At 62.0% G+C, this 18359-nt stretch carries 18 protein-coding genes; 10 read left to right on the top strand and 8 right to left on the bottom strand.

What is annotated here, in order from left to right:
- Positions 1-15 precede the first annotated feature (15 nt).
- Positions 16-741: a DUF1405 domain-containing protein gene (locus tag NKF26_RS02355; RefSeq protein ID WP_253233958.1), complete on the top strand. Its 726-nt coding sequence runs from the start codon at positions 16-18 to the stop codon at positions 739-741.
- Between the two features lie 10 nt (positions 742-751).
- On the opposite strand, the gene NKF26_RS02350 is transcribed toward NKF26_RS02355, so the two are convergent.
- Positions 752-1642, bottom strand: a complete 891-nt coding sequence (locus NKF26_RS02350) for a DUF6293 family protein (protein ID WP_066140725.1) — start codon at positions 1640-1642, stop codon at positions 752-754.
- Between the two features lie 232 nt (positions 1643-1874).
- Here NKF26_RS02350 and NKF26_RS02345 point away from each other — a divergent pair, with 232 nt between their 5' ends.
- On the top strand, positions 1875-2084 hold the full coding sequence (locus NKF26_RS02345) for a hypothetical protein (RefSeq protein ID WP_253225116.1): 210 nt from the start codon (positions 1875-1877) through the stop codon (positions 2082-2084).
- Positions 2085-2589: 505 nt separating this feature from the next.
- Positions 2590-3111: a DUF5817 domain-containing protein gene (locus NKF26_RS02340; RefSeq protein ID WP_253233957.1), complete on the top strand. Its 522-nt coding sequence runs from the start codon at positions 2590-2592 to the stop codon at positions 3109-3111.
- 48 nt (positions 3112-3159) lie between these two features.
- On the opposite strand, the gene NKF26_RS02335 is transcribed toward NKF26_RS02340, so the two are convergent.
- Together NKF26_RS02335 and hmgA are read right to left on the bottom strand one after the other, a co-directional pair.
- The gene (locus NKF26_RS02335) at positions 3160-3300 is read right to left on the bottom strand and encodes a hypothetical protein (protein ID WP_190303700.1); all 141 of its coding nucleotides are present in this window, start codon (positions 3298-3300) and stop codon (positions 3160-3162) included.
- Positions 3301-3598: 298 nt separating this feature from the next.
- Positions 3599-4810 carry a hydroxymethylglutaryl-CoA reductase (NADPH) gene (gene hmgA / locus NKF26_RS02330; protein WP_253225114.1) on the bottom strand — a complete coding sequence of 404 codons (1212 nt, stop codon included), beginning with the start codon at positions 4808-4810 and terminating at the stop codon, positions 3599-3601.
- 166 nt (positions 4811-4976) lie between these two features.
- Here hmgA and NKF26_RS02325 point away from each other — a divergent pair, with 166 nt between their 5' ends.
- The 3 genes from NKF26_RS02325 to NKF26_RS02315 all read left to right on the top strand — a co-directional run bounded on the left by NKF26_RS02325 (position 4977) and on the right by NKF26_RS02315 (position 8857).
- A complete protein-coding gene (locus NKF26_RS02325; protein WP_253233956.1) occupies positions 4977-5483 on the top strand; it encodes a GNAT family N-acetyltransferase in 507 nt (168 codons plus the stop codon).
- A gap of 214 nt (positions 5484-5697) precedes the next feature.
- Entirely contained in the window at positions 5698-7755 is a 2058-nt protein-coding gene (gene uvrB / locus NKF26_RS02320; RefSeq protein WP_253225112.1) for an excinuclease ABC subunit UvrB, read from the top strand.
- A gap of 187 nt (positions 7756-7942) precedes the next feature.
- A complete protein-coding gene (locus NKF26_RS02315) occupies positions 7943-8857 on the top strand; it encodes a sulfite exporter TauE/SafE family protein (protein ID WP_253225111.1) in 915 nt (304 codons plus the stop codon).
- Between the two features lie 21 nt (positions 8858-8878).
- On the opposite strand, the gene NKF26_RS02310 is transcribed toward NKF26_RS02315, so the two are convergent.
- Positions 8879-10003, bottom strand: a complete 1125-nt coding sequence (locus NKF26_RS02310) for an SPFH domain-containing protein (protein ID WP_253225110.1) — start codon at positions 10001-10003, stop codon at positions 8879-8881.
- A gap of 112 nt (positions 10004-10115) precedes the next feature.
- Entirely contained in the window at positions 10116-11234 is a 1119-nt protein-coding gene (locus NKF26_RS02305; RefSeq protein ID WP_253225109.1) for an SPFH domain-containing protein, read from the bottom strand.
- A 201-nt stretch (positions 11235-11435) separates the two neighbouring features.
- Between NKF26_RS02305 and NKF26_RS02300 the strand changes: the two genes are divergently transcribed.
- Positions 11436-11747 carry an antibiotic biosynthesis monooxygenase gene (locus NKF26_RS02300; protein WP_066140705.1) on the top strand — a complete coding sequence of 104 codons (312 nt, stop codon included), beginning with the start codon at positions 11436-11438 and terminating at the stop codon, positions 11745-11747.
- Positions 11748-11777: 30 nt separating this feature from the next.
- Here the strand turns inward: NKF26_RS02300 and NKF26_RS02295 are convergent, their stop codons facing one another.
- A complete protein-coding gene (locus NKF26_RS02295) occupies positions 11778-13511 on the bottom strand; it encodes an excinuclease ABC subunit C (RefSeq protein ID WP_253225108.1) in 1734 nt (577 codons plus the stop codon).
- A 9-nt stretch (positions 13512-13520) separates the two neighbouring features.
- Positions 13521-14129, bottom strand: a complete 609-nt coding sequence (locus NKF26_RS02290; RefSeq protein WP_253225107.1) for a hypothetical protein — start codon at positions 14127-14129, stop codon at positions 13521-13523.
- Positions 14130-14216: 87 nt separating this feature from the next.
- On the opposite strand from NKF26_RS02290, the gene NKF26_RS02285 reads away from it, so the two are divergent.
- From NKF26_RS02285 to NKF26_RS02275, 3 genes are read left to right on the top strand one after another with little or no spacing between them, the layout of a single operon-like run.
- Positions 14217-14471, top strand: coding sequence for a hypothetical protein (locus NKF26_RS02285; RefSeq protein ID WP_253225106.1), 255 nt, complete (start codon positions 14217-14219; stop codon positions 14469-14471).
- A gap of 44 nt (positions 14472-14515) precedes the next feature.
- On the top strand, positions 14516-15430 hold the full coding sequence (locus tag NKF26_RS02280; protein WP_253225105.1) for an ABC transporter ATP-binding protein: 915 nt from the start codon (positions 14516-14518) through the stop codon (positions 15428-15430).
- Positions 15427-16305 (top strand): ABC transporter permease, encoded by an 879-nt coding sequence (locus NKF26_RS02275; RefSeq protein ID WP_253225104.1) that lies wholly within the window; start codon positions 15427-15429, stop codon positions 16303-16305. The genes NKF26_RS02280 and NKF26_RS02275 overlap by 4 nt, the downstream gene beginning before the upstream one ends.
- Here NKF26_RS02275 and ligA read toward each other — a convergent pair.
- On the bottom strand, positions 16302-18359 hold the full coding sequence (gene ligA / locus NKF26_RS02270; RefSeq protein WP_253233955.1) for an NAD-dependent DNA ligase LigA: 2058 nt from the start codon (positions 18357-18359) through the stop codon (positions 16302-16304). The genes NKF26_RS02275 and ligA overlap by 4 nt on opposite strands.

Here is an 18359-nt window from a genome sequence, read left to right as displayed (position 1 = left end):
TTCCTCGCCGAGGGTATGACGAGCCTTCCGGCCCGCGAAACCCTCCCGCGGTACGTCGCGCCGCTACCAGAGTGGCTGGAGGATTTCGGCCTGCGAATGGCGTGGCCAATCGTTATCATCAATCTCATCGGCACCGCGTTCGGTTTCTGGTACTACGGCTTTCATCCGTACCCCTTTTCCGACCCGCTCATGACGTGGCAGTTCAGCGTCGAACCGGTGTCGATGTGGCTCTTCGTTCCGGACAGCCCGATGGCCACGCTGTTCATCGCGATATCGCTCGCCCTGTGGAAACTCGGGCGAAACAACGAGTGGATGAACATGCTCGCCTTCTTCGGCTGTCTCCAACTCGGCCTCTGGACGCCGTTCGTGCTGGCCGTGTTCCACAACGGGTTCCTCCAGGACACGAGCGGGCCGATGTACGCGTTCCTGTTCTGTAGTCACCTCTCGATGGTCGTGGAGGCGTTCCTCATCTATCGCTACAGTAGCTTTCCGGTCGGAGCCATCTCGTTCGCCGTCCTCTGGTACGGCTTCAACGACGTCGTGGACTACTTCATCCCCATCGTCGGAACGCCCCACCACACCGCACTGCCAGCACAGAAACTGATGGCGAACGGCTGGTTCAACCACCCCGTCCACACGCACCGAATCGCCGCGGCGGGCGCGGTGGTGATAACGTTGCTGGCGACGTTCCTGGCTCTCACGACGCGAATCGAGAAGTTGGAGTCGAGGGTGAAAGACTGAAGAATCGGAGTTATTCGTCGTTCGTGTGCGAGCGAACCCACAACTCCCCTATTCGTGAGAGTCGCGTGCGGTAGGATTTCCCCTCCTCTTCCTGTTCGATGTAGCCCTTTCCGCCCGGGCCGAGGCGGTCCACGTTGTAGATGACCTTCGACCGAAAGCTGTCGGTGTACTCCTCGTTCAGGTCGCGGGCCAGCGTCTGTGCGAGTTCGCTCACGCTCTCGAACTGGCCGTGCTCGCCGAGCGTGAACAGGATGAGTTCCTCGAACGGTTTGACGTTCGAGAACGACGCCACGGGGAGTTCCACGATGTGACCCGTTCCGACCCGTTTCGCGCCGATGGTCGTCCCGCGCTCGTCGAACTCCGAGAGCAGGTCGCGGGCGTGTTCGAGGTGCGTCTCGATGCGCTCCTCGTCCACCTCGCCGTTCAGCACGGATTCGAGCAGTTCCGTCTCCTCGCGCAGTTCCTCGGCGAGTTCCGTCTCCAGATATTTCTCGGGTGCGGTGTAGTAGGTGTGAATCTTCTCGCGGTCCTCCTGTCGCTCGACCATGATGGAGTGGGCCGCGGTGGCGAACGCGAAGCTCACCGTCCGGGGCATGGCGCTGACGTTCACCCACACCTCGCCGCCAGCGTCGAGTTCGGCGTTGATGCGCTCATAGGCCTGCTCGAACGCCGTGTCGTAGTCGTACACGTCCTCGATGACGACGCGTTCCGTTTCCGCCCCGAGCAGGTTTTCGAAGTCCTTGCCGAGTTTCCGGGAGAGGTTACGGGAGTACTCCACGTTCGCCTCGCTCCCCACCGCGCCCTCCAACAGGATGACCCGGTCAACGTCCAGTTGGTCGCGCACCAGCGGCGCGATAAGCCGGTCGTAATCGAACCCGACCGGGACGATGTGTGTCTGCATGGGCGGGGATTCTCGGGAAACGGGTTTAAAGTCGTCGTCAACGGGTCTCGGAAAGACGACTTCGAGTGCGGGACGGACGGCGTTGGAGGACCAAATTCGTCGGATTTCGTACCCGTCAGTACCAATAGAATTAGCTCCCCATAGTCAATAATCCCATACGAAGCAGACGAGGTATCCGCCGAAAGGCCAGTGTTCAAGGCACTGACCTCGTGTGCTTCGAGGCTATCGAAGCATGCCAAACAACGAAACTTCTGATGAAAAACGTATCGCCACCACACAAACCGTTCTCTGTCTCAAAGGCATTGACCGCGAGGATGTAGACGAGCAGTTGTTGGAACTGATCCACGAGCATTTCAAGCAGCGAGGGCTGCTCGTCCGGGATATCTCGGTTCACGCCCAGCGACGGTACGCGTCCGGTCGTTCGTGGCGTGAAACACCGTGAAGCGGGCTAGGAGATGCTAGAGGCGGCTGGATATTCTTTTTTGGTGCGAACTGGCGACACCGGTTCGAGCTCAGAAGCGACCAAGAAGGCCCAGAAAGCTCCCGACCGTCCAACTGGGCGGCGCGCGCGAGGGATGAGCGGAACGACTGTAGGGAGTGGAGCGCATCGGCTGGGGAGGGTGTGGCAGACGAGGTTCCTCCGGAACCTCGCAAGCGAGCGGGCACGGCCCGCGAGCAAGCGATGCGGTGGCGGTGTGGGGTGGGATTGAAAGGGGCCGCCCGCTCGCGTTTACCTGGTCGTCTCGTCAACCCCTCTTCCCGAGGCGAACGAAGTGAGCCGAGGGAAGATGTTGGCGAGCGGTCGCGAGCGGGCGGGGGCTTTCGAGGTCTGCTTCCCAGTAACTGCAATCGCAGAATTACCAAGTACGTCTATTCGGAGTGAACGGGATTTTGTGTGTCGTCGTGTTCGCAGAAGGTTGAACACGGATGGGACACCAACTCACGGTATGTACAGTGTCGTGGGTTGCAACGGCTGTAGCAACCTGTGGATCGTCGAGGGGCGGCCGAAGACGACGAGTTGCCCGCGGTGTGGAAAACAACGGCAGTTCCGGAAGTTGAAGAAGTTCGTGGAGACGGACGACGAGGACCACGCCCGGGAGTTGCGGGCGTCGATGCTCGCCAATCGGCAGGGACAGGGCGAGGCGTTCGCGGAACTCGACTCGTTTTCGGCGTTGGACGAACAGGCCGACGAGGCGGGGATGGACGACGAGGAGTTCCTCGACCATTCGGGACTGAACACGGAGGAGGTCGCCGCCGCCGGGGAGCGAACGAAGCGCCGGGGAAACAAAACGAGCAAGAAGCAAGTCGTGTTGGACGCTCTCGACGTGTTGGACGAACCGACCGAGGAGGAGATTCTCGACTACGCGAGCGAGCGACGGGTTTCGGGGGAGTACGTCGAGAAGGCACTCGTCAAACTCGCTCGGCGGGGAGAGATCAGCGAGAGTCGGGGCCGGTACCGCCGTATCTGAAATCGACTCCCCCTCTTCTTCATCGACGAAAGTCGGGACGGACCCGACTTACGGGAACGGGCCGCTCAGCGCTTTCCACACCGCGACGAGCAGTGTGACGACTGTGAGCAACAGCTTCAGGAACTGGAGGACATGATATGCCCGGGAGTCGGTTATCGGCGCGTCCCCGTCGTGGGAGGATGTTGCCATCGGGAGTCACCATTTGGTGGTACGGCGGGAGCCGTTCCCCCACACGCACCGACAGCACCTTCGAGGTCCCGTACAATAAATTTCTAGTATTTTTTTCTTGATTTTATGTTGTTTTTCGTGCCGGTCCGTCGGCAAGGAGTCCTTACAATCCGTTCTCAAAAACTGATAATAAAGTGCGATCCTACCGACGGCCGTCCACCGATCACCGACTTCGCCGAGTACCAACTTTACCGGCTACTAATTTTACCGGCTACCAACTTTACCGGCTACTAGTTTTAGCGACTACCAAATTTAGCGGCTACCGACCCAGTTCCTCGTGTGCGCTGGAGAGGTGGCGTGCGGCCAGCGCGGCGAGGAGGGAGAGTTCGCCCGCCAGCGCGCCGACGGTGATGATTTCGGCGAGGGCGTCGGCGTTGCTTCCGGCGGGGTCGCCGCCGCCGCGGAGACCCAACACGTCGAGCGCTTCCGCCTGGGTGGGGAGTTTCGTCCCGCCGCCGACCGTGCCGACCTCCAGACTGGCGATGCTGACGCTGGCGTACAGTTCGTCCTCGCGGGCCTGAACGGTCGTGATCGCGTTGCTCCCTTCGACCACCTGCGCGGCGTCCTGCCCGGTCGCGAGGAACGCCGCCGCCACGACGTTCGCGGCGTGGGCGTTGAAGCCGAGCGCCCCGGCCTTCGCGCTGCCGACGAGGTTCTTGCGCGTGTTCGCCTCCTCGATGGCCTCCGGCGTGGTGTGGAGTCGCTCCTCGACGACTTCACGCGGAATCTTCACGTCGGCCGTGACGCTCCGGCCTCGGCCCTCGATAGCGTTGATGGCGGCCGGTTTCTTGTCGGAACAGAGGTTGCCCGACAGCGCGACGAGGCTCGCGGGGGTCTCCTCCTCGACGAGCGAGGCGGCCTCGCGCGTCGCGATGGTCGCCATGTTCATCCCCATCGCGTCCTTGGTGTCGTAAACGAACCGCAGGAAGACGGAGTCGCCGACGACGTACGTCGTCACGTCCAGCAGTTCCCCGTGGTTGGTCGTGGATTCGGCGACCGCGGCGAGTTCGTCGCGGTTGTCCCGAACCCAGTTCACGACCGTCTCGGCCTCCGCGATACCCTGCACGCGGAAGACGGGAGCGCGGGTCATCCCCTGCTTCGTCACGCGGGCGTCCGCGCCGCCCGCGGAGTCGATGACGGAACAACCGCGGTTGACGCTGGCGAGGAGCGCCCCCTCCGTCGTCGCGAGCGGAAGGTAGTACTCGCCGTCGGCCGACCCGCCGTTGACGGCGACCGGTCCGGTCACACCCAGCGGAACCTGAATCGTCCCGACCATGTTCTCGATGGCGGTCTCGGCGTCCTCGGCCGGGAAGGCGTACTCACCGACCGTGTCGAGCGTCACGTCCGTCTCCGATTCGAGGAGTTTCCGGCGCGCCTCCGTCGCCGTATCGGCATCCGTGTGGTCTTCGAGTTCGTGCAGGCGCAGGTCTCCCGCCAATACCTGCTCCGCGAGGTCGTCTGCATCGGTCATGATTCGCCGGTTGTCGTTCCATCCCCTAACAGTTGCCCATTCAGTGCCGTTCCTTATCCATTCGGGGCCGTTCCATGCCCATTCGGTGCCGTTCCATTCCCCGAGTACGGCAGAACCGTTCCAAACCACCGCCAACGCTATGATTCAGCGTGGAATCATATTCCGTATGGAAATCAGACCCGCGACGACAAGCGACGCGGCCGACATCCGCCGAGTCGCACGCGCGGCGTGGCAGGAGGCCTACGACTTTCTCCCTCCCAAGGAGCACGATGCCGCGTTCAACCAATGGTATACCGTCGAACAGATCGAAGCCCGAATGGCCGACGACGAGGCGGAAACCCTCGTCGCCACCACGGACGACGAACTCGTCGGGTACGGTCACGCCACCGCACAAACCCACGCCGACAGCGTCGGCGAGGGCGAACTGACCGACATCTACGTCGACCCCGACCACTGGCGGACCGGGATCGGCACCGCCCTCCTCTCCGGGGTCGAGGACCGACTCCACGAACGCGGCCTCACCCGACTGAAAGCCCCCGTCCTCGCCGACAGCGAATCCGGAACCGAGTTCCTCGAATCCAACGGCTTCGAACGCATCGAGGAGCGCATCACCGACCTGTTCACCGGCGGGACGAGGGAACAGTACGTCTACCACCACCAATTCACGGGATAACGTTGCGCCGGAGGGATCTGGAACTGTAGTCGCGGTAAACTCGATCCTTTCGTAGCGACTTTCCACGGAGCTACCGGTACAGTCACGCGAATCGTGCGAGCGTGGCTCGGAGGGGGCTTTCGAGGGCTACACCCCACCAACGACGGCCGTGAGAACCGCCACTTGCTCAGACAAGCGACCCGCTCAAGTAGCTCGAATTCCTACGAAAGATACCATGAGCGACACCCAGTCCGGCCCGCTTCGGCCGGACAACCCCGACGCCGAAACCGACTTTCGAGTTGACGCGCCGTTCGACCCGGCGGGCGACCAACCCGAGGCCATCGAGCAGTTGGCGACGGGGTTCAACCAGGGGATGGAAAAACAGACCCTGTTGGGCGTCACGGGGTCGGGAAAGACGAACACGGTTTCGTGGACGATAGAGGAAATCCAGAAACCCACGCTCGTCATCGCACACAACAAGACGCTGGCGGCACAACTGTACGAAGAATTCAGAAACCTCTTCCCGGACAACGCGGTGGAGTACTTCGTCTCCTACTACGACTACTACCAACCGGAGGCCTACGTCGAACAGACGGACACGTACATCGACAAGGACGCGTCCATCAACGAGGAGATCGACCGCCTGCGCCACTCCGCGACCCGCTCGCTGTTGACCCGTGACGACGTCATCGTCGTCGCCTCGGTCTCCGCGATTTACGGCCTCGGTGACCCGCGAAACTACGAGGACATGCGGCTACGGCTGGAGGTCGGCGAGACCATCGAACGCGAGGAACTGCTCGCCCGGCTCGTGGACCTGAACTACGACCGAAACGACATGGACTTCACGCAGGGGACGTTCCGGGTTCGCGGCGACACCGTCGAAATCTTCCCGATGTACGGTCGGTACGCCATCCGCGTCGAACTGTGGGGTGACGAGATCGATCAGATGGTGAAGATCGACCCGCTCGAAGGGGAAGTCAAATCGCGGGAACCCGCCGTGCTCGTCCACCCGGCGGAGCACTACTCGATTCCGGAGGAGACGATGGCGGAAGCGATCGCGGAAATCGAGGGTGATTTGGAGCGACGAATCCGCTACTTCGAGCGCAACGGGGACCTGGTGGCCGCCCAGCGGATCGAGGAGCGGACCACGTTCGACCTCGAAATGATGAAGGAGGCGGGCTACTGCTCGGGTATCGAGAACTACTCGGTGTACTTCACCGAGCGGGAGGTCGGCGACGCGCCGTACACCTTGCTGGACTACTTCCCCGACGACTTCCTCTGTGTCATCGACGAATCCCACCAGACGGTGCCCCAAATCAGGGGGCAGTTCGCGGGCGACAAATCCCGAAAGGACTCGCTCGTGGAGAACGGTTTCCGCCTCCCGACGGCCTACGACAACCGCCCGCTCACGTTCGAGGAGTTCGAGGAGAAGAGCGACAAAACGCTCTACATCTCCGCGACGCCCGCCGACTACGAACGCGAGCAGAGCGAGCAGATCGCGGAGCAGATCGTTCGCCCGACGCACCTCGTGGATCCGAAAGTGAAGGTCGCGTCCGCGTCGGGCCAAATCGACGACCTGATGGATCGTATCGACGAGCGCATCGAGAACGACGAGCGCGTCCTCGTGACGACGCTGACCAAGCGGATGGCCGAGGACCTCACGGAATATCTGGAGGAAGCAGGCGTGGCAGTCGAGTACATGCACGACGAGACGGACACACTCGAACGGCACGAACTCGTTCGTGGACTCAGGTTGGGCGAGTTCGATGTGCTCGTCGGCATCAACCTACTCCGCGAAGGGTTGGACATCCCGGAAGTGTCGATGGTAGCCATCCTCGACGCCGACCAGCAGGGCTTCCTGCGTTCGGAGACGGCACTCGTCCAGACGATGGGCCGGGCGGCCCGGAACGTCAACGGCGAAGTCATCCTTTATGCCGACGAGGTGACGGACGCGATGGAGAGCGCGATGGACGAAACCCAGCGCAGGCGGCAGATTCAACAGGAGTTCAACGAGGAACACGGCAACACGCCCGAAACCATTCAGAAGGAGGTCTCGGAGGCGAATCTGCCGGGGAGCAAGACGGACACGGGCGGCATCTCACGGAGCGAACCGGAAACGGACGAGGAAGCGGCCGAGCAGATTCAGCAACTCGAAGACCGCATGGAGGAGGCCGCAAATAACTTGGAGTTCGAACTGGCCGCCGACATCCGTGACCGGATTCGCGCCATCCGCGAGGAGTTCCACATGGACGAGGAGATGGGCGGCGTCGAACCCGAGCGCGGGGAGTTCTGACCGGATTTTCTGCTTCATCGTTCACCGGGATTTTCACGAACATCAACCTTTTTCAGTGCCAACGGGTGTGTAGCAGTCACGATGTCACGATTACACCGAGCGACCGCACTACGTCGTTCGTCAGTCGATTCCAAGGAAGAATGCGGAATCCGATGCTGGAACTCCCCGAACGAAGGTGTTAGCTGAGATGTCGCTTCCGTTGGGATTCTCTCCGACCGGACTCGGCGTTTTCGTCTTGCTGACCTTCCTCATCGCGACGACGGTCAACACGTTCGCCATGGAGGCGGCGGTGCTGTTCACGCCCGCGTTCCTGTTCGTCTACCCGGAACTGGTGCCAGCGTTCCCCGACCTGGCGTTGCAGGGTGCCATCGGCCTCGCGCTGTTCGTCGAACTGTTCGGGTACACGAGTAGCGTCTCGGCCTACTGGTTCCGCGGGCAGGTGGATTGGACCGTCGCCAAATCCATTCTCTTGGTCAGCATCCCGATCGCAATCCTCGCGAGGGCGGTGTCCTACTTCGTCCCGTCCACCGCGCTCAAGTTGCTGTTCGGCGGGATGTTGCTCGTGCTATCGACCGTCCTCTATCTCTCACACCGGGACGGGAAATCGCTCGGTGACTTGGTCGATGAAAGCCGACTGTCGGGAGTGCTTTCCCGGGACTCGAATCGGATACGGACGGACGGGGGAGCACGAACCCCCCGGTTCGACCGCTTCGACCGCACCATCGCGGGCGTCGGCGGGGCGATGGCGGGCCTCGTCGGCATCGCCATCGGCGAACTCGCACAGACGCTGTTGACGGTTCGGAAGAACGTGTCCATCCGCATCTCCACGGGGACGAGCGCGCTCATCCTGCACGGGACCGTCGTCTCCGCGCTCGTCGCGAACCTCGTCCTCCTGCGCTACGCGCCCGAATCGCTGAGCGGTCACAACTTCACCGTCCCGTTCGAGTACGGTCTCGTCGCCGGGGTGACGTGTGCAGTCGGCGGCCAGATGGGGGCGTTCCTCAATAGCCGCGTTCCGGAGCATCGGACCGTCCAGACGATGATGGTCGTCTATTCGCTCGTCGGTATCTTCACGCTCGTCCGCGTGTTCGCCCTGGGGTGACCGGACGAGCGCTTTTTAGAATCAGTCCGATTCGGTAGCCGTCTTCCCACCCAGTTGCGAGGATTCGTCCATCTGGGTGTCGAGTTCGACCAGCATTTCGTCCACATCGTCCAGTCCCAGCAGTTCGCGCGTCTCCGTGTCGAACGTATTCGATTCGAGGAGGATGGTGTCCTCGCGCACGTCGCTTCCGGAGAGGTGTTTGCCGTAGCGACCCAACAGCGAGGAGAGTTCCTGCGGGAAGACGAACGTGGACGACTTGCTCTCGCCGACGCTCCGAAGCGTTTCGAGTCCGCGGTCGATGACGGCCCGCTCGCCCATCGATTCGGCGGACTTCGCACGGAGCACGGTCGAAACGGCGTCCCCCTGCGCTTCGAGGATTTGGCTCTGTTTTTCCCCCTGTGCCCGCGTGATGTTGGCCGTCTTCTCACCCTCCGCACGTTCGATGGCACCGCGGCGTCGGCCTTGCGCTTCGAGGATCATCGCACGGCGTTGCCGCTCCGCGCTCGTCTGTTGTTCCATCGCGCCGACGACGGAACGGCTCGGCATCACCTCACGCACTTCGACGCTCTCCACGCGAATCCCCCACTCGTCCGTCGGCGGGTCGATCTCCTCCCGGATTCGGGTGTTGATGACGTCGCGGCGCGACAGCGTCTCGTCCAGTTTCATGTCGCCGAGGACGGCCCTGAGCGTCGTCTGCCCGAGGTTAGAGACGGCGCGCTCGTAATCGTTGACGCCGAGAAACGCCCGCTTTGCGTCCATCACGCGAACGTAGAGGACGGCGTCGGCGATGACGGGCGAGTTGTCCTTCGTGATCGCTTCCTGTTTCGGCACGTCGAACACGCGGGTTCGCATGTCGAAACGGTGGGTCGCGCTCACGAACGGCGGGACGAAGTGAATGCCGGGGTCGAGGAGGCGTCGGTACTCGCCGAACACGGTCAGGACGCGTTTCTCGTACGGACCGACGATTTCGATGGCGCTGTTGACCGTGGCCGCCGCGAGGACGAGGATGAGAAGCCCCGCTATCGCCGTCGTGTCGAGAAACGGAAGCGCGAGAAAGAAGAACGCGACGAATCCGACGGCGAACAGGGACTTCCCTGCACTGGTCCCCGACGAGAGTTTGCCGAGGACGTAGAAGGGGTTGTCCATGTGAAAGGTTACGCCACGAGTCGCTTAACAGTTACGTGCTAACAAACCACATTGGTGGCGTGAATCCAACGACGCCACGGGGAAAATAGAAGTCCTACTCCGCCTCGACTGCCTACTCGGCCTCGACGGGTTCAATCGGCTTTGGTTCCGGTTCGTCCGGCGATTCGAGTTCCGCCAGCGTCTCGTCGATATCGTCCAACCCGAGCAGCGTTTTGGTTTCGGCGTCGAACTCCTTGCTCTCCAATTGAGCGCCGTCCTCGCGCACGTCGCTTCCGGTGAGGTGTTTGCCGTAGCGACCGAGCGTGGAGGTGAGTTCCTGCGGGAGGACGAATTTCGTCGATTTGCCCTCACCGATGGCTTGGAGCGTCTCCATTCCCTTCTCGATGACGGCGCGTTCGCCCATCGCCTCGGCGGATTTCGCGCGGAGCGTGGTGGCGACCGCATCACCCTGTGCGGTGATGATGTCGCTCTGTTTTTTCCCCTGTGCGCGGATGATGTTCGACGTCTTCTCACCCTCCGCACGCTCGATGGCGCTGTGTCGTTCCCCCTGTGCTTCGAGGATCATGGCGCGGCGTCTGCGTTCCGCGCTGGTCTGTTGTTCCATCGCCTCGACGACGGTGGGGCTTGGCATGACTTCCTGCACTTCGACGCTTTCGACGTGAACACCCCACTCGTCCGTCGGCGGGTCTATCTCCTTACGGATCCGCGCGTTGATTTCGTCGCGGCGCGACAGCGTCTCGTCGAGACTCATGTCGCCGAGGACGGCCCTGAGCGTCGTCTGCCCGAGGTTCGAAACCGCACGGCGGTAGTCATCGACTTCGAGATACGCCTGCTTCGCGTCCGTGACGCGGACGTAGATGACGGCGTCGGCCATCAGCGGCGAGTTGTCCTCCGTGATCGCTTCCTGTTTCGGCACGTCGAGCATGTGTGTCCGCATGTCGAAACTGTGGGTCGCGCTCACGAATGGCGGGATGAAATGGAGTCCCGGGCCGAGCAATCCCCGGAAATCCCCGAAGACGACGAGGGCGCGTTTTTCGTACGCACCGACGATTTCGACGGCGCTGTTGATTGCGACGACCACGAGTGCGAGCAGGAGGAAGCCCACGATTTCGACGCCGTTGAGCGTCGGGAGGAAAAAGAGGAAGACGAGGAGGGCGACGACTGCAAAGAGGAGTTTCGAGAGCCCGGAGCCTCCCGAAATCTTCCCCAGTTTGTAGAACGGATGGTCCATACTCGAACAGAGAGACACCAGTCGTTTAACATTTTTGTGTCATTCAGCATCATGGTACTGAAGGGGAGACGGTGGAGAAAGAAACGAAGTGGGGAAACCGGCCGTATCGGAACTGTCGAGGATGTATAATCCATTTCGGATTATGAAAACCCCGTTTCGAGAGATAGAGTTAAGCGTGGAACTGACGCAGTTCGTAGTGGAATGATAGTCGTCGAAAACAGGCTGTTCGTGGCAGATGAGTACGCAGACCAGTTCGTGGAACGGTTTCGAGACAGCATGGGCAAGGTCGAGAGTCAACCCGGTTTCGTCAAGTTCGAGTTGCTGACGCCCGCCAACTCCGAGACGGATTCGTACATCTCCCAGACCTACTGGGAGTCGATGGAGGATTTCGAGGCGTGGACCGACACCGACGCGTTCGCGGAGGCCCACGATGACCACCCACCGAAGGACATGTTCACCGAACCTCACGAACTCGAAATCCACGACGTGGCGTTCGAGCGAACGGCGGAGTGATCCGGTCTCTCACGGGAGAATATATCGAACTCACAACCGACGCCGCAGCGCGGTCACCGTCTTTTCGCCGACACCATCGACCTCGCGGAGTTCGTCGTCCGAAGCTCCCCGAATCCCCGCCAAGCTACCGAACCGACGGAACAGCTTTCTGCGGGTTTGCGGCCCGACTCCCGTGACGTCGTCCAGTTCCGTCGAAACGTCGTCCCGAAGCGTCTGGTGGTACTGCACCGCGAACCGGTGCGCCTCGTCCCGCACTCGCTGAAGGACGTGGAGTTGTGGCGCGTCGTTCGGCCAGTTGTAGGTCGTGGTCGGCGTGACGACTATCTCCTCGGCCTTGGCAAGCCCGACTGCGGGCACGTCCCATCCGACGTCGTCGAGCGCTTCGCGTGCGGCGTCGAGTTGTCCCGTTCCCCCGTCGATGAGGAGCAGGTCGGGGTCGGGCCGGTCGTCCCGACCCTCGACCGCCCGTTTCGCCCGCCAGCGGATCAGGTCGTGCATGTTCGCGTAATCGTCGTTTTTCTCCGTCAGTTTCTTCCGGCGGTAGTCGCCCTTCTCGGGCGACCCACCGACGAGGACGACGTTGCTCCCGACCACCGACGACCCCTGTGCGTGGCTCACGTCGAATCCCTCGATTCGTTCGGCCGAGGGGAGCGAGAGCGCGTCCGCGAGCGCCCGGAGTTCATCCGGGTTGCCCGACCCCCTGCGGGCGTTTTTCAACGCCAGATCCACGAGCGTCGCCTCCCGCCCCGCCCCCGGCACACGAACGGCGACGCCTTCGGTTTCCAACCACTCCATCACGTCGGCGTCGTCCGGACGCTCAGAAAGCAACAGCGCGTCGGGAAGGTCGCGCTCGGCGTAGAACTGCGGAATGAACCCGCCGAAGACTGCGGCCACGTCGTCCCCGTCCGGTACCGATAAGGAGTGGTGGTCACGGTCCACGAGTTGTCCGCGCTCGCTGTGCAGTCGGGCGACCGTCGCCCGTTCGCCCTCGACTGCGGCCCCGAGCACGTCCACGGTTCGCTCGTCGGTTTGTGAGGTAATCGCGTCGGCGTCGCCGCCGTGAAACGACTCGACGGCGTCGAGTCGGTCGCGGAGGTTCGCCGCCCGCTCGAATTCGTGACTCTGAGCGGCCGCCTCCATCTCGCGGCGGAGTGGGCGTGCGAGCACGTCCACCTCGCCGCCCAAAAACCGTTCGACGCTTTTCACGTCCCCGAGGTACGCCTCGCGGCCGATTTCCCCCGTACACGGCGCGGTACAGAGACCGATATCGTGGTCGAGACACGGCCGGTCGCGGTTGGAGAACTTGTGGTCCGAACAGCCACGGATACCGTACGTCTCCCGAAGCGCCTTGACGACCGTCTCGACCGTCGATTTGTTCGTGAACGGACCGAACACCGTCGCTCCGGCGCGGTCGGGGTCGCGGGTGATCTCGATCTGCGGGAACTCGTGCCCCGTCACCTGTACCAGCGGATAGGATTTGTCGTCCTTCAGGCGGACGTTGTAGCGTGGCTGATACCGTTTGATCAGGTTCGCTTCCAACAGGAGCGCCTGCGTCTCCGTATCGGTGACGGCGAAGTCGAGCGAATCCGCCCGTGCGACCATGTTCCCGATGCGGTTGCTCCGTGGGTCGGCGTACGACCGAACCCGCGCCCGAAGATCGACGGCCTTCCCCACATAGCGAACCGTGTCGCCTTCCAAGAATTGATACACGCCGGGTTCACGCGGTAATTCGCTCGCGTGCTCCCGGACGGTCGCCACGTCCATCGATTTCGATTAGTCGATGCTCGGCTTTGAACCTGTCCCTACCGCCGCCCGAATGCGACGAGCGGCGTCCTCGGCCTCGTTGCCATCGACGGGTATTCGAATCGGGTCGCGTCCGGCGCGTTCGATTATCAGTTCCTCCGAACGCGTAAAGAGGTAGAGAATCCCGAGGATGATGGCCACGAGCAGGAGCACCCCTCCAACCAGCAGCAGGATACTCGTCAGCAAGGAAAAAGCGTGGACCATCGTGCCGACCATCCCCTGGACGCCAGCGACGGCCTGTGCACTCGCCGTGTTCGTATCGCCGAAGTCGGTGAGTAGCCCGCTGCTGTCGAGTAAGTATCCACCGCCCACGAGGAGTAGGCCATAGATGAAGCTCCGAACACACCACGAGAGGTAATCAGGGTGGCCAGCGGCTTGCACACGGGCATCGAGGACGTTCGGTCGGTCCTCGTGGTCGAACCGTCGGTCCTCCCCTTCGGGCATGAACGCGAGAAGGCGATGACTCGTCACCGCGATTCGCGCACCCTCCAGTTCGATCTCCTCTTCGATTTCCTCGCCCGCAAAGAGCATGTCGAGCAGGCGGTCGTCGGACGCCTGTGACAGCGGGGACTGTCCCATCGTTTACCGGTCAATCAGGGAGATAAATAAGGTTGCGGCTATCGACACCTCGCCAGATACAAATTCGATACCCACGAACGGCCAGCCATGGACGAGGTTCGAGTGTGGTTGGTCGAACGGACGTACAGCGACCGCGACCTGTTGACGCTGGTGTACTCGACGCCCGACGGGGAATGGTATCTTCGCAAGGAACGAGCGGGGAGACTCGGTGGCGAAACGACCGCCGCAATCGAAGTCGAACGGGAACGACTGGCCCGGGTTACCGACGAAGCCGAGAGGGAACGATACGCCACGGAGGCGACACGAATCGCGGAAAAGCGTGACCCAGATGACACGGTATAGCACGGAGCAACACCGTTATGTGTGCGTTGGCGGAATCTGAACCGATGACCGCTATCCGATTGGACGACGTGACGAAGCGATATGGGGACGTCACGGCCGTCGAGAATCTTTCACTCGACGTGAAAGAGGGCGAAGTGTTCGGCTTTCTCGGGCCGAACGGGGCGGGGAAATCGACGACCATCGACCTCATTCTCGATTTTATCCGCCCGACGAAGGGTTCGGTCACCGTTCTCGGACACGATGCACAGACCGAGAGCATGGCGATTCGCAAACGAACCGGCGTTCTCCCGGAAGGGTTGTCCGTCTACGACCGCCTCACCGGAAGACAGCACATGGAGTTCGCCATCGAAGCGAAGAACGCCGACGACGACCCGGACGAACTGCTGAACCGGGTCGGAATCCCCGAGGCCGCCGACCGGAAAGCGGGGGGCTACTCGAAAGGGATGGCCCAGCGACTCGGGCTTGCGATGGCGCTCGTCGGCGAACCCGACCTCCTCATTCTCGACGAACCGTCGTCCGGTCTCGACCCGACGGGTGCCCACGAGATGCGCGAGATCATCGATGAAGAACGGGAGCGGGGCGCGACGGTGTTCTTCTCCAGTCACATCCTCGGGCAGGTCGAAGCCGTCTGTGACCGGGTCGGAATCCTTCGCGAGGGCGAACTCGTCGCCAAGGACTCCATCGAAGGGCTTCGAGAGAACGTCGGCGGCGACACCGTTTTCCGAGTCGAGACTGCCTCGCTCTCCGCCGATGCGATCGAGCGGGTGCGCGCGATCGACGGCGTCGAGAGCGTCCGGCGCGACGGGGAGACACTGCTCGTCGACTGTGCGGCGAACGTCAAGACCACAGTCCTCACCACGCTCGAAGACACGGGCACGCAGGTCGAGGACTTCGAAACCGAGGAGGCGTCGCTCGAAGACCTCTTTATCGCATACACCCGACAGGGGGCGGCGCCATGACGTGGCAATCCGTCGCCCGAAAGGACTTCCGGGACGCGGTTCGGTCACGATGGCTGTGGGTGTTGACGGGGCTATTCGTCATCGTGTTCGCAGTACCCCCGATCATCGCGTTCGTCCTGGATAACGGCGGGAACGCGGGACAGAACACCAATCAATACATCTCCCTGATGGAGCAGGGTACCGCGATTCTGATTCCACTCATCTCGATCGTCATCGGCTACGCGGCCATCACCCGTGAGCGCGAGTCGGGAACGCTGAAACTCATGCTCTCGCTTCCCCATTCGCGTGACGACGTCGTACTCGGCAAGGTGCTCGGACGGAGCGGTGTCGTCGGGATTTCCATCGTCATCGGGTTCGTCGTCGCCGCGGCAATTCTCCTGCTGACGAGCCTCCAGTTCAAGGTCGTCGATTACATCCTGTTCGCACTGCTCACGCTCCTCCTCGGTCTCGTGTTCGTGGGGTTGTCCGTCGGCATTTCGGCGACCGCCAAGACCGGCCGCCGAGCGATGATCGGCGCGGTGACGTTGTACATCGCCTTTCTCGTCTTCTGGAGTGGGTTGGCAAACCTCGTTGCGAGTCTCCTCGGAAGATACGCTGGGATGGGAATACCTGGACGGGTATCCACGATGCTGTTCATCCGACTTCTGAACCCCATAACGGCGTACAAGACGTTGGTTAATTCGTTGATATATTCGAGCCACGTCGACGCACGGATAGTGCTGTTCGACGGACTGATCCGAACTACCGTCGCGAGTGTCCTCGGTAACTCCCTCCCGATATACTTCAGCGATGCGTTCGTCCTGGTTTATCTCTTGTTCTGGCTGTTCATCCCCGTCGCAATCGGGTACTCGGTCTTCCGGCGCGCGGAGTTCTAACGCGCCACGCCTTCGTCTTCCAGCAGTTCCCAAAATTGGGCTTCCGACAGGATCGGCACGTCGTTTTCCTCCGCATCGTTCGGCTTCGATTGTCCGGGGTTTTCTCCCACAACGAGGTAGTCCGTGTTACCCGAGACGCTTCCCGTCGCGTTCGCACCGTGGCTCTCGACGAGGTCCGCGATATCCGACCGGGGTTCGGACAGCGACCCGGTGAAAACGAACGTCAAATCCGCGAGTTCGTCGCCATCCACGACTTCCTCCCGCTCCGGTTCGACGTGTTCCAACAGTTCCTCGACGACGCTTCGATTGTGCTCCGAGTCGAAGAACTGCCGGATGCCGGTTGCGACTTTCGGTCCGATGTCCGGGACGGCCTCCAGTTCGTCGGTACCGGCATTCATCACGGCGTCCATCGAGTCGAACTCTCGCGCCAACTCGCGGGCGGTTTCGCTCCCGACGCGTGGGATACCGATCGCCGACAGGAAATGTGCAAGCGAGGGGCGTTTCGACGCTTCGAGTTCGGCGAGCAGGTTGTCCGCACTCTTCTCACCCCAGCCGTCCAATTCGAGCAGCGCCTCCCGGTCGAGTTCGTACAGGTCGGGCAACGATTCGACCAAGTCTGCGTCGATAAGCTGGCTCACCCGTTCCTCGCCCAGCCCCTCGATGTCGAGTCCGTCGTCGCTCCCGTAGTACGCCACCGCCTGCCGAAGTTGTGCATCGCACGCGAGTCCACCGGTGCAGTAGGCGATCGGTCCGTCGCGTTCGACCGGACTGCCGCAGACGGGGCACTGGTCGGGGAGTTCGTAGTGGCCTTCGCTGTGTTTTTCGACCACTTCGGAGACGTAAGGGATGACGTCACCCGCACGCTTGACGCGAACCTCGTCATCGATGTTGATGTCTTTTTCCGCGATTTCGTCCGGATTATGGAGGCTAGCCCGTGAGACGGTTACCCCACCGACATCGACGGGTTCGAGTAGCGCAACGGGAGTGAGCCGCCCGGTCCGTCCGACTTGCACGGTCACGTCCATGATCGTGGTTTGCTCCGAGCGAGCCGGGAATTTGTACGCGTACGCCCATCGATACGAGCGTGCCGTCGTCCCGAGTTCGTCGCACTTCTCCCGATCGTTCACCTTGATGACGACCCCGTCGATTTCGTAGTTCAACTCCTCGCGCTCGGCCATCATCTCATCGCGGTAGTCGAGACAGGCCTCGATATCGTCCACGAGTTCGGTGCGGTCGTTCACCTTCAGCCCGAACTTCGGCAGCGCCTCGTACTCCGACCAGTGGGTCGGAAACTCCTCGCTCGCGTCGAGTACGTCGTAGAAGAAACAATCGAGGGGGCGCTCCGCCGTCACGGACGGATCGAGTTGCCGGAGCGACCCGGCGGCCGCGTTTCTCGGATTGGCGAACGGGTCTTCGCCGCGTTCGACCCGCTCGCGGTTGAACGCGGTGAACGCATCCAGCGGGAGATAGACTTCCCCCCGAACGGCGAGATAGTCCGGATAGTCACCTCGGAGATGGTGCGGGATGCTCGCGATGGTACGGACGTTCTCGGTTACGTCCTCACCCGTCACCCCGTCACCGCGAGTCGCGGCGCGCACGTACTCGCCGTCCTCGTAGACGACTTCCAGCGACAGACCGTCGAACTTCGGATCACAGACGTACTCCACCTCGTCGTACGCCCGATGGATTCGCTCGTCGAATCCACGCACGTCGTCGGCTTCACCGCTGGAGTCGATGGAGAGCATCGGGGCGACGTGTTCGACGCTGTCGAGTTCGTCGAGCGGTTCGCCGCCAACACGTCGGGTCGGACTGTCAGCAGTCTGGACGTCGAACGCCTCCTCTAACTCTCGCAGTCGCGTGAAGAGGGCGTCGTAGGTCCGGTCGCCGATGAGCGGGTCGTTTTCGACGTAGTAGCGATAGTCGTGGTGGCGGATCGCCTGGCGAAGCAGTGCGGCCTGTTCGCTGGCCTCGGCTTCGCTCATCTCGACGACGGGTTCGAAATCCGTCCCTGGCTCTTCGACGTACGGGTTCTCGTCCGCGCTCACCTCTGCCAT

The sequence above is a fragment of the Haladaptatus sp. AB618 genome (assembly GCF_024136965.1).
Classification (GTDB): Archaea; Halobacteriota; Halobacteria; order Halobacteriales; family Haladaptataceae; genus Haladaptatus.
The sequence above is the reverse complement of the archived record's forward strand: the minus strand, read 5'-3'. Positions and strand labels throughout refer to the sequence as shown.

Bases quoted from the DNA above. Each gene is read 5' to 3' on its own strand.
- NKF26_RS02280 (WP_253225105.1), top strand. From the start codon at position 14,516: ATGACCGCTATCCGATTGGACGACGTGACGAAGCGATATGGGGACGTC.
- NKF26_RS02340 (WP_253233957.1), top strand. From the start codon at position 2,590: ATGTACAGTGTCGTGGGTTGCAACGGCTGTAGCAACCTGTGGATCGTC.
- NKF26_RS02345 (WP_253225116.1), top strand. From the start codon at position 1,875: ATGCCAAACAACGAAACTTCTGATGAAAAACGTATCGCCACCACACAA.
- NKF26_RS02315 (WP_253225111.1), top strand. From the start codon at position 7,943: ATGTCGCTTCCGTTGGGATTCTCTCCGACCGGACTCGGCGTTTTCGTC.
- NKF26_RS02355 (WP_253233958.1), top strand. From the start codon at position 16: ATGACGAGCCTTCCGGCCCGCGAAACCCTCCCGCGGTACGTCGCGCCG.
- NKF26_RS02305 (WP_253225109.1), bottom strand. From the start codon at position 11,234: ATGGACCATCCGTTCTACAAACTGGGGAAGATTTCGGGAGGCTCCGGG.
- hmgA (WP_253225114.1), bottom strand. From the start codon at position 4,810: ATGACCGATGCAGACGACCTCGCGGAGCAGGTATTGGCGGGAGACCTG.
- uvrB (WP_253225112.1), top strand. From the start codon at position 5,698: ATGAGCGACACCCAGTCCGGCCCGCTTCGGCCGGACAACCCCGACGCC.
- NKF26_RS02350 (WP_066140725.1), bottom strand. From the start codon at position 1,642: ATGCAGACACACATCGTCCCGGTCGGGTTCGATTACGACCGGCTTATC.
- NKF26_RS02275 (WP_253225104.1), top strand. From the start codon at position 15,427: ATGACGTGGCAATCCGTCGCCCGAAAGGACTTCCGGGACGCGGTTCGG.
- NKF26_RS02300 (WP_066140705.1), top strand. From the start codon at position 11,436: ATGATAGTCGTCGAAAACAGGCTGTTCGTGGCAGATGAGTACGCAGAC.
- ligA (WP_253233955.1), bottom strand. From the start codon at position 18,359: ATGGCAGAGGTGAGCGCGGACGAGAACCCGTACGTCGAAGAGCCAGGG.
- NKF26_RS02295 (WP_253225108.1), bottom strand. From the start codon at position 13,511: ATGGACGTGGCGACCGTCCGGGAGCACGCGAGCGAATTACCGCGTGAA.
- NKF26_RS02325 (WP_253233956.1), top strand. From the start codon at position 4,977: ATGGAAATCAGACCCGCGACGACAAGCGACGCGGCCGACATCCGCCGA.
- NKF26_RS02335 (WP_190303700.1), bottom strand. From the start codon at position 3,300: ATGGCAACATCCTCCCACGACGGGGACGCGCCGATAACCGACTCCCGG.
- NKF26_RS02310 (WP_253225110.1), bottom strand. From the start codon at position 10,003: ATGGACAACCCCTTCTACGTCCTCGGCAAACTCTCGTCGGGGACCAGT.
- NKF26_RS02285 (WP_253225106.1), top strand. From the start codon at position 14,217: ATGGACGAGGTTCGAGTGTGGTTGGTCGAACGGACGTACAGCGACCGC.
- NKF26_RS02290 (WP_253225107.1), bottom strand. From the start codon at position 14,129: ATGGGACAGTCCCCGCTGTCACAGGCGTCCGACGACCGCCTGCTCGAC.